The organism is Ructibacterium sp. SJQ-7 (assembly GCF_054696575.1).
This window is the reverse complement of sequence record NZ_CP195193.1, coordinates 2,331,629-2,347,872: the sequence shown is the minus strand read 5'-3', so window position 1 is coordinate 2,347,872 and position 16,244 is coordinate 2,331,629. Positions and strand designations below refer to the sequence as shown.

The following is a 16,244-nucleotide window of genomic DNA, read 5'->3' as shown; positions in this document are numbered from 1 at the left end:
TTTTAATACAACAAACCATTATTATCAAATCAATATTTTAATCATTTTCATAAGTTAAACTTATGTGAAACAAAAAACACGCACAAATATGTGCGCATTTTAGTTTTTATTTAGTTGTACTTTTAATTCGTTTGCAAATTCCTCTATGTAATAATTTGAATTTTTAACTTTCCAAAAGGCGCAGTAATTACGTTGTATCTGTTTTCCGGCTCGTAACAGCGGTAAACGCTTTGCGGCGGGATTTATATTTCAAAATGTGCCGATACGTTCAACAGGCATAAATCCACGATTACCCGCAACCATAAGTTGTCCCTCATCAAGAGTTTGAGCATAAATAAAATTACCGCCAAATCCAAGTACCTGCTGATAAAATTCACGTTCTGATTTTTGTTGTTCCTTTGACGTTATCAAAATACACGGCATATTTTTCAAATCATCAACGTTTACACTTTCTTTTTTGCTTAAATCGTTTCTTAAACAAACCTCTGCATAACAACGTGCTTTTCCAAGTTCAAAATTTACAAATTCGTCCGAAAATGCACGTCTTTGGTCATTTGCGATGTCTATATCATCAGAACGTAACAAGTCATATATTTCCTCATGTGTTCCCGTAATAACACTTATAGACACTTCAGGATACTTTTCCGAAAATAATGCGATTGCGTTATTCAATTCTATACTGCTGTAATGTTTCGGATAAGCAATTTTTAATATCAACTCGTCATCTCGACCTATACGCTGTACTTCTTTGCATATACGTTCAGTTTCTAAAAGAAGCGACGTTCCGTGCCTATACATATATTCACCTGCATGCGTAAGAGAAAATCGACGATTTTCTCTTTTTATAAGTTTAACACCTAACTCTTTTTCAAGAGATTGTATCTGCTGTGAAATTGCCGATTGCGATATAAAACACTTCTCCGCCGCTTCCGTAAAACTGCCCTCCTCGACAATCGTACAAAAATATTTTATTTGCCGCAATAACATATCCCCACCTACCGCTCTAACGTTTATTTTCTTCTATACTGATTATATCATAATCAAGAGTTAAAGTCACTAATAAAATATATTTTATACTTTTGATATATTACTCTTAAAATATTGATATTACTAATATTTATCTTGATTTTAACATAAATCAGATTTATAATTATGCAGTGAATGAATTTTTTCAAATACGGAGGTAAACTAATGAAAAAACTTACTGCAAAAGCATTAGCCGTTCTAATGGCGTGTACAATGATTCCGGCAACATTACCGATTGTTTCAAATGCCGAAGTCAACGATGTCATAGACGGTACAAGTGCTGTACTATACAGCCACGATGCATCTGACAGACCTATGGAATCATTAAACAGAGGTCTTGTCGTTCAAGCATTGAACGGCGGTAACTACTTATCTTGGCGACTTATGGTTGACGAGGACGAGGTATACGGAACGGCTCAAAATAACGTACCATTTAATATATACAAAAACGGTACATTTCTTGCAACCGAAACATATTCGACAAACTATATCGACCCTAACGGTACGAGTAGCGACACATATCAAGTAGCACCGATTGTAAACGGTGTTGAGGGAGAGAAAAGTGATTCTGTCGCTCCGTTTGCAATCGGTTCGAATTACTTTGACATTCCCGTTGACAGACCGAAGACAACGCTTACCACAACAACTATAATAACCACTGATGAGAATGGGAACGAATTACCCGAAAATCAGTGGAAAGAGGAAACCAAGGTAAATGAATACACTATCGGTGATACCTCATGCGGTGACCTTGACGGTGACGGAGAATATGAACTCGTTGTAAAATGGGACTGTGCTCCACGTGATAATTCACAGGCGGGATTGACGGGAAATGTTTATCTTGACGCATACAAGCTTAACGGCAAAAAATTATGGCGTATTGATTTAGGTAAAAACATCCGTGCGGGTGCACACTATACCCAATTCCTTGTTTATGATTTCGATATGGACGGTAAAGCGGAAGTTGCCTGCAAAACAGCTCCGGGTTCAATCGACGGTGCGGGCAAATACGTTTCGGAAACAAGCAGCGTTGAAGAAATCAGAAATGCCAATGACAATACCGTCAGCTATGTAAATCAAAACGGCTACATATTGGACGGTAACGAATACTTTACCGCATTTGACGGCGAAACAGTTAAAACAATCGATACAATATACTACCCTATCCCACGTCTTGACTACGAAAGTTGGGGTGATACAAACGGAAACCGCTGTGACAGATACGTTGCAAGCGTCGCATGGCTTGACGGTCAACGTCCTTATGCGGTTTACTGGAGAGGTTACTACATGGGCAGAAACGGCAGACAGCGTCACGGTGCATGCGGTATCAGTCTTGAAAACGGCGTTCTAAACCCTAAATACAAATTCGATACATACAGCAAAGATACCGACGCATACACTCCGGGTAACGAAAAATATGTCGGCGAGGGTAACCATAATATGACGGTTGCAGACGTTGACGACGACGGTAATAATGAATTTATGAGTGCAACGCTTTGCTATGAGGTAAACGACGAGGACAAGCTTATGCCGAAGTGGTACGGCGGCAGACAACACGGTGATGCACTTCATATCGGCAACTACGACCCTACAAACAATAATTTCGAATACTTTTCCGTTCATGAGCACGGCGACTTCGGTATGACACTTATGGACGCAAAAACGGGTGAAGAAGCATTCCACGTTTCCGACAGTCACGACACCGGACGCGGTCTTATGGCAAACATGGCATGGGCGGATATTATCAGATGTCCTCTAATGCAGGTACATATGTTGCATACGGCAACAACGTATTTAAACAGGTAAATGCAAGCATGGGGCAGAATTTTAGAGTTTTCTGGGACGGTGACCTTTATGACGAGGAACTTAGCGGTACAAGCATTGCTTCATGGAACGGTGCGGGAAGAAGCACAATCTTCACGGCAGACGGCTGTACAAGCATAAACGGCTCAAAAGCAAACCCGGCACTTCAAGCCGACATCTTCTGTGACTGGCGTGAGGAAGTTATCTACCCTCTTACGACAAACGATGCACTTCGAGTATATACAACAAATATTCCAAGTGAATATAAAATTAAGAGCCTTATGTTTGACAGCGTGTACAGAAGCGGTGTTGCTTCGGAACAGTCAGCATATAACCAGCCTCCTCATGTAAGTATGTACATGAGTGAAGCGGTAATGAGAGGTAATGTCACAAATATCCGAATTGAACACGAGCCTGTCAAGAAGAATTACATAAAAGGTGAACAGCTTGATACAACGGGCTTAAAGCTTATAGCAACATACGAAAACGGCAGAGTCAGCGAACTTACCGATTACGAAACAACCGGCTATGACCCGAGCAAGCTCGGCGAACAGACTGTTACGGTTTCATCGGGCAACGCAAGTGCTTCCTTTAAGGTAAACGTCACAAACGGCACAACATATTACAGTGACAATTTTCAAGACAACGACCTTTCAGATATAACAATTTCACGTCAAGATACAGTCAGTCAATCGCAAAAGCTTGACGGTCTTGATTTAATTGTCGGTTCTCGCGATGGCGGCGGTGATAAAACAAGCGGTTACTTCATCGGAAACAGAAACGGCAAAAGCTTTTTGGCATGCTTCGGTGGTAGTACTGCCACTGTAGACCGTGGTGCGTCATTTAGATTCAACGAAGAAAGCTATGTACCTAACTTCACGGAATTATCCGATAACGAAAAAATCGTACTTAACTTTGACGCATACTATCATTCAGAAAAAGATACAATGCAAATTTACGGCGTAACCAATTCCTCCAAAGTCACAAGCAGCCAACCTATTTACGACCCTTACCTTTCATATAAGAATAACAATAGTATTCCACTTAACGAATGGTTTAACGTAAATATCGAAATATCAAAATATGACGGCAAGAATAACAACGCAACAATCACAATGACCGACCTTGACGGAAATCAGCTTTATACAAATTCATTTATGACGGTTGGCAAATATATTGATAAATTTGAGTTCTACTCATACGGCATACAAATTGATATCGGCTATATGTCACTTTCGACAACAACTCTTTTCGACTCAATCGACATAACAACCGAACCTACTAAAACATCATACACCTACGGCGATAATCTTGACCTAAGCGGTATGGTTGTAAAAGCATACTATTCGGACAAGACCTCAAAAACTATTACCGATTACACGGTAAGCGGTTATGACCCGACAAAGGTCGGTAAGCAGACCGTAACCGTTCATTACCTTGATATGACGGATACATTTGACGTTACGGTATCAGCGGGCGAGCTTTCCTCAATCGAAATAGCCTCAAAGCCAAACAAAACAACCTACTTTACAGGCGAACCGCTTGATAAAAGTGGCTTATCCGTAAAACTAAACTATGCGAACGGCTCATCAAAAACAATAACGGACGGCTTTGACGTAAGCGGTTTTGATAATCAGACAGTCGGTACAACCCCCTTAACAGTTTCATACGAGGGAAAAACGGCAACATTCACCGTTACAATAGTAAGCAGTGAACTTACGACCTATGTAAATGATGACTTTGAAAGCTATGACGATTCTCAAATAACAATTAAGAGTCAAACATTAACTGAACAAAATCAAGACTTAGGACCGTTTAAATTAAAATTGGGCACAAACAAACAAAAATTAGACTCATACCCGCACTTTGCAATACTTACGGATAACGGCAACAAATCACTTGAAATAGCAACCGGCGGCTCGGCAAATCCGGAAAGAGGTCCGAGCATTACGCTTGGCGACAGCGTAGCTTTGCCGGAATTTGCGAACATTCCCGCAAACAAATACCTTGTATTTGACTTTGACGCATTGTATCAAAACGATACGTCAAATGTACAGCTTTACGGAATGACCGATTCATATTTATCAAACTCATCTGCAGCTGGTAAGCTTACATACGACCAATATTTATCCGTAAACAAAAACGCAAATATACCCGTTGGCAAATGGGTCAATATTCATCTTGCGGTGAACAACAAAAAGGACTTGTTCTTAACAATAAGCGACAAGTCGGGAAATGACCTTGACTCAAGAAAAGTCACAACATCGGGCGATAAATTTGGAAAATTCGTATTCTACGGCGGTAAGGGTAATATACAACTTGACAATCTGAAAATATATGAAGATAAAATTTCATCACTGACTCTTACTCCTCCGACAAAGACATCATATGCACTCGGCGAAGAACTTAACCTTGAAGGAATGGTCGCAAAATTGAATTATTCCGACAAGTCTGTCGGAACAACGGCTTATACGGTAAGCGGTTATGACAAAACAACAGTCGGTAAGCAGACTGTAACCGTTTCATACGGTGATTATTCGGCGAACTTTGACGTTACCGTAAACGGTATATCGTCTATTGAGGTAACACCTCCTACAAAGACAACATACCTTGAAGGTCAAGACCTTAACACTGACGGCATGGTTGTTACAGCCGTAACCTCCGATAATCAAAGAATTACCGTTCCCGACGGTTACTCTGTAAGAGGTTTTAACAAGACAAAATTAGGAAAACAGACAATCACAGTTACATATCAAGGTCTGTCGACAGAATTTGAAGTCAATGTAATTTCCGTAAAGGGCATTGAACTTACAAAGTCTACAAAACTTGAATACAAATACGGCGAAAGCCTTGATACATCTGGCATGAGCGTAAAAGCTACATATGACGATAATCAAAGCGAAGTAATAAAATCGGGTTATTCCGTAACCGGCTACGACAAGACAAAATCGGGCACGCAGACAATAACCGTTACATACAGAAATCAAACGGCTACATTTGACGTTACGGTTGCAGAACCTCAAATTACGAAAATCGAAATCACTACCCCACCGACAACTACGGAATATTATGTCGGACAAGATTTGAAAACAGTCGGCATGGTTGTTACCGTAACATTTGAGGACGAATCAACTCAAACCACTATGGCTTATACACTTAGCGGCTACGACAAAAACACGGTCGGCACACAAACTGTAACGGTTAGCTACAAAGGTTTTTCCGCTACTTTTGATGTAACAGTCAAAGAAGCGGAAGCTGTTTCGATAAGCGGCGTAACAGTTGAAGGTAAGACATATGACGGCAAGCCGATTGAATACAGCGGCACACCGACAAGCGATAACTACAGCGGTGACTATTAATATATTTGGGAAACAGCAGACGGAACAGTGCTTAACAGTACACCGATAAACGCAGGCAGCTACAAGCTTGTCGTAAAGGTATCGGATGAAACTTTCGCACACACAGGCTCGGTTAAAATTCCGTTCACGATAAACAAAGCGACTCTTACAGTTACGGCTGAAAATAAATCTATTGCTTTCGGCATGAACGCTCCGGAATTTACATACAAAGCTGACGGACTTGTTGACGGAGATACACTGTCAGCTACATACTCATGTGACTACACTGTCGAAAGTCCGATTGGCGATTATGCTATTATTCCGACCGATTGTACATTTACATCGGGCAGCAAGGATAACTATGACATCACATATGTAAACGGCACTCTTACCGTAAAAGAAGCACAAAAGATTGATATAAGCGGTGTAACCGTTGAAAGCAAGACATATGACGGTGTTGCAGTTCAGTATAGCGGCACTGCAGAAAGTACAGACTATGACAGTGAATTTGATTACATCTGGCAGACTGACAGTGGTACGGCACTTGACTCTGCTCCGATAAACGCAGGCGAAAACGCAGGCGACTACAAACTTGTTGTAAAAGTACCGAGTGACAACTTAGAATATGTTGGTTCGACAGAAGTTCCTTTTACTATAAATAAAGCAAATCTTACGATTGCCGCTGAAAATATGAATACAAACGTAAATTCAGTCGTGCCTGCATACAAATTTACTTCATTGGGTCTTGTCGGTGATGACACACTTGATACAATATTCTCATGTGAGTACACAAAAGACAGTGATGTCGGCACATACGTTATCACTCCAACAGATTGTACATTTACATCGGGTGTTAAAAATAATTATAACATTGAATATGTAAACGGTACTCTTTCGGTATACGGTTCAAGTTATAACAAAGCATCAAAAACGGTAAAAATATATTCTAACCATGATACAGATGTAGACTGTTATGTAGTATCATACGCAGAAAACGGAACTCTTGACGGTATCAAAAAAGAGCATTGTTCTCTTAAAGCTGACGAAATTTCAACCATTGATATTTCATCATTAAACATAGCAGAAAACGATAGTATAAAAATATTCCTTTGGGATAACAACCTAACACCGGTTGAAATAACAAATTAATACAATAGCATTATTGCAATATAAAAGAACCGACCTTCATAGTTGAAAGGTCGGTTCTTTTGTATTTAACTGTCTATCTGCACTTTCTTTAATACAAAATACACTACATTTATCTACATTTATCTATATTTTATGTACAAATATTAATATTTGCTTCTATACTATATATTATTTATCTATTCGCACTTAAGGCAGCACCTATAATTCCTGCATCATTATTCAAAGATGCAATTTCAATTTTTGTCTTTGGTCTATATTTATTGAATTCATTTATTTCAACAAATTTTCTGATTGGATTCAAAAGATATTCCCCTTCTTTGCTTATTCCGCCACCAATAACCAAAATCTCAGGTTCAAAAATATTTATGACACTTGTTATACCGTCAGCAACATATTCTGTATATTTCTCAACCACTTCCAACCCTGCCTTATCACCTGCTTTTGCCGCCTCAAAAGCCACTCTGCCATTTACTTCACCGAATTTCCCCGAAATTTTATGCATTAAGCTGTCCGGATTGTCAGTCATTTTTAATTTAGTCTGATTTATGAGAGCAGTTACAGAACCATATGTTTCCCAGCAGCCGTGTTTCCCACAAGTACACCTTTCACCACCGTTTATAAGTGTCATATGTCCCGGTTCTATTCCTACACCGTTAAATCCTCTATAAATTTTACTGTTAATAACTGCACCACCGCCTATACCTGTACCAAGTGTTATTAGAATATAGCTTGAAGCATTATGTCCATTTGCCGTATATTCGCCCAAGGCAGCTGCATTTGCGTCATTTTCAAGATTCACTGAAATATTAAGTTGTTTCTCCATAAATTTACGCATTGGCACATTCTTCATCGGGATATTATTTGAATACGATATTATACCATTTTTATTGTCCACCGTTCCCGGACACCCAATGCCCACTGCTTCAATCTTATTAATGTCCATCTGCGACTTATCTAAAAGTGTTTTACACAATTTAGTCATATCAAGCATTATCGCTTCTATCGGACGTGTATTCAAAGTAGGAACACTATCCTTTGCAATAATTTTTCCTGTTTTATCAACAATTCCTGCAGCGATGTTAGTTCCACCTAAATCTATTCCTATATAATACTTCATCTATAAATCACTCCATTCCTTAAGTTTGTTTAAAATTTTATAAAAATGATAATATAATTTCACAAGGTCCGCTAACAGTATATTCATTATTTTGAGCGGGGATAAATATACTATCTCCCTTATTCAGTTTAAGAATCTCTCCACCCATATACAATTCCCCGCTTCCGTCTGTAATTATAAGTGAATGAAAGCTTGTTTTATCAATTCTAAGCTGCACTCTATTTTGTACTTTCAGTCGACGAACGGTGAAATAATCACATTGAGTCAAAATAATATCATCACCATCAAGCACAGAATTTGAATAAGTAGATTTTTTCAAATTTGAAGATTCAAGAGCTTCTCTAATATGTAATTCTCTTTTATTCCCGTCCTTATCGCGTCTATCATAATCATATACACGATAAGTCGTATTGGAATTCTGTTGTATTTCACATATAAGAATTCCCGCTCCTATCGCATGTACAGTTCCCGCAGGTATGAAAAATACATCTCCTTTGTGAACAGGCACCTTATTAAGTACATCTGTTATTGTATTGCTTCTGATTGCATCTTGATATTCCTGCTTTGTAATATCTTTTTTAAATCCGTAATACAGATATGCACCAACATTGCAATCGAGTATGTACCACATTTCTGTCTTAGCATTTGCACCGTCATGGCAAGTGGCATACTCGTCATCGGGATGAACCTGCACAGACAAATTCTTTTTTGCATCTATAAACTTTATAAGTATTGGAAAATCGTCAAGGGCAAGACCTTTTGTACCTACAATTTCCTTTCCAACTATATCTATGTACTCTTTCAAGCCATATCCTTGATATTTACCATTGGCTATTATACTTTGACCGTCCTTATTAGCCGATAGTTCCCAACTTTCTGCCAGTATATTCAGTTCTGATTTTTTATTAAACACAGTTTTTAATTTTGTTCCACCCCAGAGATAATCCTTAAAAACAGGAATAAGGCGAACAGGATAAAGTTCTGACACTATTTTCACTCCTTTGATATTTATAATAGCCATGTGCAAAACACTGAAAAACATAGAGTTTATACACTTTTACGGATATGGCTAATCCGTTTTGTCACTATAAATTATATTGGGTATATAGAAAAACCACTCTGATTTGGTATAATATTTGCACGTTTTTAATTTATTTTATAATAAATAACAAACAGAACATACAAACGACACAAAATTCCATTTAGTTTGACATGGGTAACGTTTTTTAAGATAAGAATTTACAGTCGGTTATATGTTCTGTTTATAAATTAATATTTAGATGTTTTGTTATATTATTTATCCATCTTCGGCGAATTACAACGTGGCATCATTCCATTTAAGTCATTCCACATAAATACTTTTGCATAAGAATAGTCCTCCGGTTCTTCCACTGTCTTTGATATATCATCACCTTTTTCAATAGCTCCTATTTCGGCTATTGACGTCTTAATCAAGACAGAATTATTGTTTAATGTTTTATAAAATGCAACTATTACAACGCTTGAGCTATCATCTGTGTCTGTACGCTTTCTTACGCTTACATTTCCTTTTTCATAGTTGTTTATCTTATATACAGCCATATCTTTTTCCGACCATTTTGCATATAAAACCATATCACCAACGGAACCCTTGGCAATAGCTGCAACTGCATTTTCAAATGCAGCATCTGTATACCATCCCTCGAAGTTATAGCCATCCTTTGTCGGAACTGGCAATGTTATCGTATCTGTTTCAATAGTATACGATACAGGAGCATTTTCGGCATTTATTCCGCCATTGAGCTCATATGTAATCTCATATTCATTTATTGACCATTGTGCAATAAATGTAATAGCACCGTTTATATCATTTGGGACTGTATATGTGTCATTCTGTGTACCATATTTATAAACCGTGTCATCAGTGCCTGTCTTCCAGCCTTCAAATGTATATCCTAATTTTTTTGGTTCTTGATTAGGAATTTTAATTATCGATGTTTCCGCAATATTATATTGGGTGTTATCAGTAGGAATTGTTTCCTCATCCGCTCCTACCGCAGAGTATATAACTACAAAATTACCCACTTCTGTATACTGAGCATAAATTGTAAGCTCTGTATTATTTCCGAACAGTGCAAGCATATTTGAAGCGGTATTAAGATTATCCATCGTAATTACAGTTCCTTTTGTCGGTGCATCAAACCAGCCCTTGAAGTTATATCCTTGTTTTTCCGGATTGTCATTCGGTAAAACGGGTAAATTTTCAACACTGCCGTATATAGTCGTTGTTGTACCTGTACCCTCTTGCAAATCCAGATTAATTGTATACTGTATCGGACGTACATTCACTGTTATCGTAACATTTTTACCTGGCATTATGAATGTATAGCTGCCATTTTCTTCTGTAATAGTGTTTAAATTTTCTCCGTCAGCAGTACACAAAACATTTTCCAACGTATATCCCTTAGGAAGCGTAACCATAAATGAAACTTCATCATTTTCATATGCCTTTTCTGTCACATTTATCGTACCTTGTACTATATCTGACGGAATTGTTCCCGTTGATACAAAGCTTGCGGTAATACTTCCTGACGCTATTTCATCCCATTTTGCATATAATATTTTATTTCCCGTCGTGCCTTGTTCGATTATTTCTATCTTGTTTTGGTATTCAACATCAGTGTACCAACCGCCAAATGTATATCCCTTTCTTGTACCGGGAGCGGCAAGAGTTATTGCCTCAGTTTCAACCGTATAGTTTGACGGATTGGTGTTTGTTGCATCATTAAGTCCCTCGTAAGTTATCGTATAATTTAACAGAGTCCAGTGTGCATATAATGTGACTGTTGCTTCGTTTCTAAAGATGTCAGACAGATTGTCTTTTGTTATCCCATTAACCTGACTGCCATTGTTTTCTTCAGTGTACCAGCCGTCAAATTTGTATCCGGCTTTTGTTGCTATAGGAAGTTCAATACCATTATCAGGGATATTTTCTTCCTTAAAATCCTCAACCATTACTTCACTTCCGCCGCACGCATTAAGTGTGACAGAATACACCTGTGAATTCGGAGCTACTTTGTATGTACCATCGCCGTTATCAATAACTCTGTATGTTTCCGTGTCGGTAACATAGCTTGTCGGGTCAAATGAATATGTTCCGCCGGAAATAGTGATGACCGTTGTTGTGTTAGCGGGCTTTGTCGCACCAATAGTAGATTTAAACGTTCCGCCCGTGATATTTATTACCGGCACTGTTTCTGTAGTGGCTTCATCACCATCAAGAATACTGTAACCGTTATTCTCTGCGGTATTTTCAAAAGTGCCTCCGTTTATTGTAAGAGTTCCGGAAAAGCCCTTTACAGTGTTAATCGCACCTCTTTTACTAACAGAATTCTTAAAAGTTCCGCCGTTTATTGTAATTTCGCTTGAACCCGAGAAGGTAATACTGCTCATATTCCCGTTATAATTGAATATTCCACTATTTATCACCGCGGTACCATTGGCAACTGACAGAGCATAGCCCTTATATTCAGAATCATCATTTATAACGGTATTTTCAATATTTATAATACCGTTTGAAAGGTTTACCGCATAGCTATTTCCGTTAATTACAGAATCTTTTAAATGAAGTATTGAACCCGTACCGCTTAACATTATCGCTTGACTCATTGCCTCAACTTTTGCTCCGTCAATGGTAAGAACTGCATCTTTTACTGCAAATTTTATACCATAAGAAGTTGATGTATTAACATTCTTGATTGTGCCTTTTGTTGTACCTGTATCAACAACTGTAAGGTTATACATTGCTTCTATGACCGTTGAGCCGCCTCCACTCAATGTATGTCCATTAAGGTCAAGACGCATTGCACACTTTGTCTTTATACTTGATGTTCCCAAATCAATATCTGCACCCAACTTTACATAATCATCAGACGCTGTAAGAGTGTTAATTTCCTCAATACTCGATACAATTTTTGCTACCGGCTCCGGTGTCGGTTCCGGTGTTGGTTCCACCCCTTTTTTCGTCACAACATACTTGCCTTCGGCAACCTTTGTGATACTATATATATCTGTATCTATACAATTTGGATACAGCACAGTCGGGTCTGCGGCAAACTGCCCACCTTTTATAGATATTTCAGTTGCTGATGAGTTTGTTGACTTTGTTTTTCCTATTGCCGATTTGAATGTTCCATCATTAATATTTATTACCGGTGACGCTATAATCTCACTTGTTTCTGCGTCTATAGACTGATAGCCCTCATTGCTATCGAGGATACTGTACCCTCCGGCATTTGTATTCTCAAAAACACCTCCATTAATCGTAACAGTACCTACAAATTGTTTATCTGTAACTATAGCACCTCTTCCACTGTTTGGATTTGTGAATGTGCCGCCATTAATTGTCAACTCACTTGAACGTGCTACAAGAAGAGTGTTTGTGGTTCCGTTATAGCCAAATGTTCCGTCATCTATAATGGCAATACCGCCCTGCAAATAAAGTGCGTAGCCTTTATAATCCGCTTTATTATTTATAAGAGCATTATCAATATTAATCTCACCGCCGTTCGTTCCTACGTTTATGGCATAGCTGCCCCCGTTAATTACTGCGTCCTTTATATTGCACTTTCGTCCTGCAACATTAATCAATATCGCTTGACCTCCCGCATCAATTTCTGCACCGTCAATATTTATTGTCGCTGCTTCTGTTGTACCTCTTATTCCATAAGAGGTTTGCGTTGTACCTGTATTTATAATGGCACCTTTGGTGCTTCCTGTGTCAACAATCGTTATTTCGTGTCTTGGGTCCACTACGAACGGTCCCGAAGATGTCAATGTATGACCGTTAAGGTCAAGATGTGTCACACTTTTTGTCGTAAAGCCTGTTGTGCCAAGGTCTATATCTGCTCCAAGAATTATATTTCCCTCAGTGCTTGTAATCGCTGCAAGCTGCTCTGCCGTTGTAACAGTTACAGGGTCCGGTAGCGGAGTAGGCGTCGGTTCAGGAGTAGGAGTTGGTAAGCCCCATTCTATATCACCTTTTATGCTTGTATGAGTTATATTATCAATCATGAATGAACCTTCCCCACTGTTTTCAGCAGAAGAAAATATAAAACCTCTTACGCGTGCACAATCAAGATTGCTTCCTCCATCAAGTATCTTAAACTCATCAAACGGAACTCGAAATTGTTTCCACTCCGTCGTCAAAGTGAATTCCTTAGTGTCTGTATAAGTAGTCATCGCACTTGCTGTGTCAATCACCCCAACATTTATCTTTTCATTCTTGCCGCTTGTAGATTTTCCATAAAACACAAAGTCTGTCATATATTCCATATCAGCTTTTAAAGTAGCACGGTTAGCAGTACGCTCATCGTCATTTACATTTCCTTTAAAGAAATCATTCGGTGAATAAACCACCTTTGCCTTTGACGGTGTGTTTCCGTTTCTTGAATATTTCACCTCAAGTGCTTTTGAATCAAATCCAAGCCCGCCTTCTTCTTTAGTCGCAACGATTGTATCTCCCTCACTTCCGGATTCTGTGGATATTGCTGCCTCATATTTTGTGGTGTTCTTATTATAAGTAGCAAAATCATAAACAAATGTCTTTTCCGGATACGGAATCAGACGTTCCGGCTTTGTGTTTGAGAAGCCAATATTATCAATGTAAAATTCGGCAGTTGTTCGCGTGTCTGCTGAAATCTGAACATATGTTATATCTTCAGGGTATTCAACATTACCTTCTAAACTGTATATATATTGATGCCAATCGGTATCGCCCTCTGCCATATTTACAGTAATATATGCCAGTCCGCTTAAACTTACTGTCAGCTTCTGTGCAATACCATTACCTTTGATATCGATAGTAAAATACTTGGCATCCATAGACGGAACAGTATTAAGGTCAAATTTTGCTCTGCAACCCTCAGTATCAGTTGCATCTCTTGTATATGTCACACATTTTGTTTTTGTTGTCTCACCATTTATGTTTAAGACATTCGCATCCGTAATTTGCATTGTTGTTCCCGTAAATTTGGAATTCCACGCCGTAGTCTGTTTTTTAAAGCCAGTCGTATCTATATCAATATAGCTTTCCTCTCCCATATCCTTATGAGGATATGTATTGGCAGTATAAACAGGTGTAGCGAGTTTTACAATTTTTACATTATCAATAGTTATAGATCCCGTATCTGCCGTAGCGGCTCCAAAATATATGCCGGAAAGAGCGGCGTCAAGCTTACCGTCAGTCTGCGGATTACCCTGTTTCACAAGTTCATTTATGCCTATTGTTACTGTTTGAACTTCAGTGTTTACATCTACAGCTTTAGTCCATACTTCCATATCAGAACCATAAAGACCTATATTTACACTTCCAGCAGTTGCTGCGGAAATATCCATTGTTATTGTCTGAATTCCATTTAAATCCCAATCAAACGGGAAATTCAGTGTTGCATACCAATTCGCCGCCGCAGGTGTTATCGCTACATTTCCGCTTTCATCAGAATATTTAATCGAAGCCTTACCCGATGGAGCAGTATAGCTTCTGAATACATCGTCTGTGCTGAAATCTGTTGAATATACACCGTCAAGCTTTTCCGGTGCAGTGTTGTATGAAAGTAAGCGATTCTTTATATGAGTACCGTTATATGCCGTAGTCTTATAATCCCATGAATAGAGCATTTTCGGCGATGAACTCATATGCAGATTCCATGCTGTCCAGTTTACAGGAATTCCGTCATACTGATTGTCAGTATCGTCCATCCAGTTCATAATCTGATTCATCCATATATCGCTTGTGCAGTCTCCGCCCGATATGTTCTTGTCGGATGAGTCCCATCCCCATTCACCTATAATCACCGGTGCAACACGTCTTACCGGACCTATTATCGTATCCCATGCGGTTTTTGCACCCTTAACCGGATATGCGTGAGAGTCATACATAACGCCATGGCCTTCCGCCGTATCTATTAGTCTATATCCATTTGGGCGTTCATTATAGCCATCAGCAAAACCGCTTATATCAAATGCCCAGTTCAGACCGCCGGCTATACAGATATTATTTGCACCTTGTTTGCGAATTTCGTTTAGAAGTTGTTGATGACCTATAGCAGTTACTTCTTCACCGCCAACTATAATTTGTCCGCCATTATACCACACGTCCCATTTTTCCACTGTAGTTGGTTTTTCAACTCCTACCGGTTTTATATCATGTGGTTCATTCAAAAGACCGAAAAGTACCGCACTGTTATTGCCGTACTTAACAGCAAGTTCTTTCCACATATCAAGATCGTCTTGTTGTGGCATAACATATCTGTGACAATCAAGAATTATATACTTACCTCTCGCCTGTGCAGCTTTAACCATATCATCAATATATTTCTGATATTGTTCCTTTGTTAAGTTTTTTTCGTCCCATATGCTGCCGTTTTTCCAATATTTAGGATTTATTGGCAAACGTATCAGATTAGCTCCCCAGCTATCATAGACCATTGTCATAGACTCAAATAGATGTTCTGCCATACCCCAGTCCATACTCGGAACATTTACACCACGAAGAACTACCATTTCATCTGTTCCCTGCTTAACTATTTTATTTCCCTTGACCACAAGAGGCACAGAACGATTATAGTTAATTTCCGCATTTTGAGCGTCTGCTGCAGCTTCCTCATATGTCTGTGCATAAACAGGCATAATGCAAAGCGACACTGTCATTACAATAGCCGTTACAAGACTTAAGAATTTTTTCATGAATATCACCCTTTCGATTTAATTATATAAAAAGGACTGTTTTTTTGTAGGGAGAAAGAGAGAGAATATTGGAAGGTATCCATTGT

At 38.7% G+C, this 16,244-nt stretch carries 7 protein-coding genes; 3 read left to right on the top strand and 4 right to left on the bottom strand.

Annotation, left to right across the window (positions count from 1 at the left end):
* Positions 1 to 249: 249 nt before the first annotated feature.
* Positions 250 to 987 (bottom strand): LysR family transcriptional regulator, encoded by a 738-nt coding sequence (locus ACSAMO_RS10135; RefSeq protein ID WP_499209246.1) that lies wholly within the window; start codon positions 985 to 987, stop codon positions 250 to 252.
* A 204-nt stretch (positions 988 to 1,191) separates the two neighbouring features.
* Between ACSAMO_RS10135 and ACSAMO_RS10130 the strand changes: the two genes are divergently transcribed.
* Genes ACSAMO_RS10130 through ACSAMO_RS10120 form a run of 3 tightly spaced genes read left to right on the top strand, consistent with a single transcriptional unit; the run spans position 1,192 to position 7,316 of the window.
* The gene (locus ACSAMO_RS10130; protein ID WP_499209245.1) at positions 1,192 to 2,832 is read left to right on the top strand and encodes a rhamnogalacturonan lyase family protein; all 1,641 of its coding nucleotides are present in this window, start codon (positions 1,192 to 1,194) and stop codon (positions 2,830 to 2,832) included.
* Positions 2,775 to 6,188, top strand: coding sequence for a bacterial Ig-like domain-containing protein (locus ACSAMO_RS10125; protein WP_499209244.1), 3,414 nt, complete (start codon positions 2,775 to 2,777; stop codon positions 6,186 to 6,188). The genes ACSAMO_RS10130 and ACSAMO_RS10125 overlap by 58 nt, the downstream gene beginning before the upstream one ends.
* Positions 6,189 to 6,215: 27 nt before the next feature.
* Positions 6,216 to 7,316, top strand: coding sequence for an MBG domain-containing protein (locus ACSAMO_RS10120; RefSeq protein WP_118445990.1), 1,101 nt, complete (start codon positions 6,216 to 6,218; stop codon positions 7,314 to 7,316).
* A gap of 172 nt (positions 7,317 to 7,488) precedes the next feature.
* On the opposite strand, the gene ACSAMO_RS10115 is transcribed toward ACSAMO_RS10120, so the two are convergent.
* The 3 genes from ACSAMO_RS10115 to ACSAMO_RS10105 all read right to left on the bottom strand — a co-directional run bounded on the left by ACSAMO_RS10115 (position 7,489) and on the right by ACSAMO_RS10105 (position 16,158).
* On the bottom strand, positions 7,489 to 8,433 hold the full coding sequence (locus ACSAMO_RS10115) for an ROK family protein (RefSeq protein ID WP_117966549.1): 945 nt from the start codon (positions 8,431 to 8,433) through the stop codon (positions 7,489 to 7,491).
* A 37-nt stretch (positions 8,434 to 8,470) separates the two neighbouring features.
* On the bottom strand, positions 8,471 to 9,421 hold the full coding sequence (locus ACSAMO_RS10110) for a type I phosphomannose isomerase catalytic subunit (RefSeq protein ID WP_022230329.1): 951 nt from the start codon (positions 9,419 to 9,421) through the stop codon (positions 8,471 to 8,473).
* 305 nt (positions 9,422 to 9,726) lie between these two features.
* On the bottom strand, positions 9,727 to 16,158 hold the full coding sequence (locus ACSAMO_RS10105) for an InlB B-repeat-containing protein (protein ID WP_499209243.1): 6,432 nt from the start codon (positions 16,156 to 16,158) through the stop codon (positions 9,727 to 9,729).
* Positions 16,159 to 16,244: the final 86 nt, after the last annotated feature.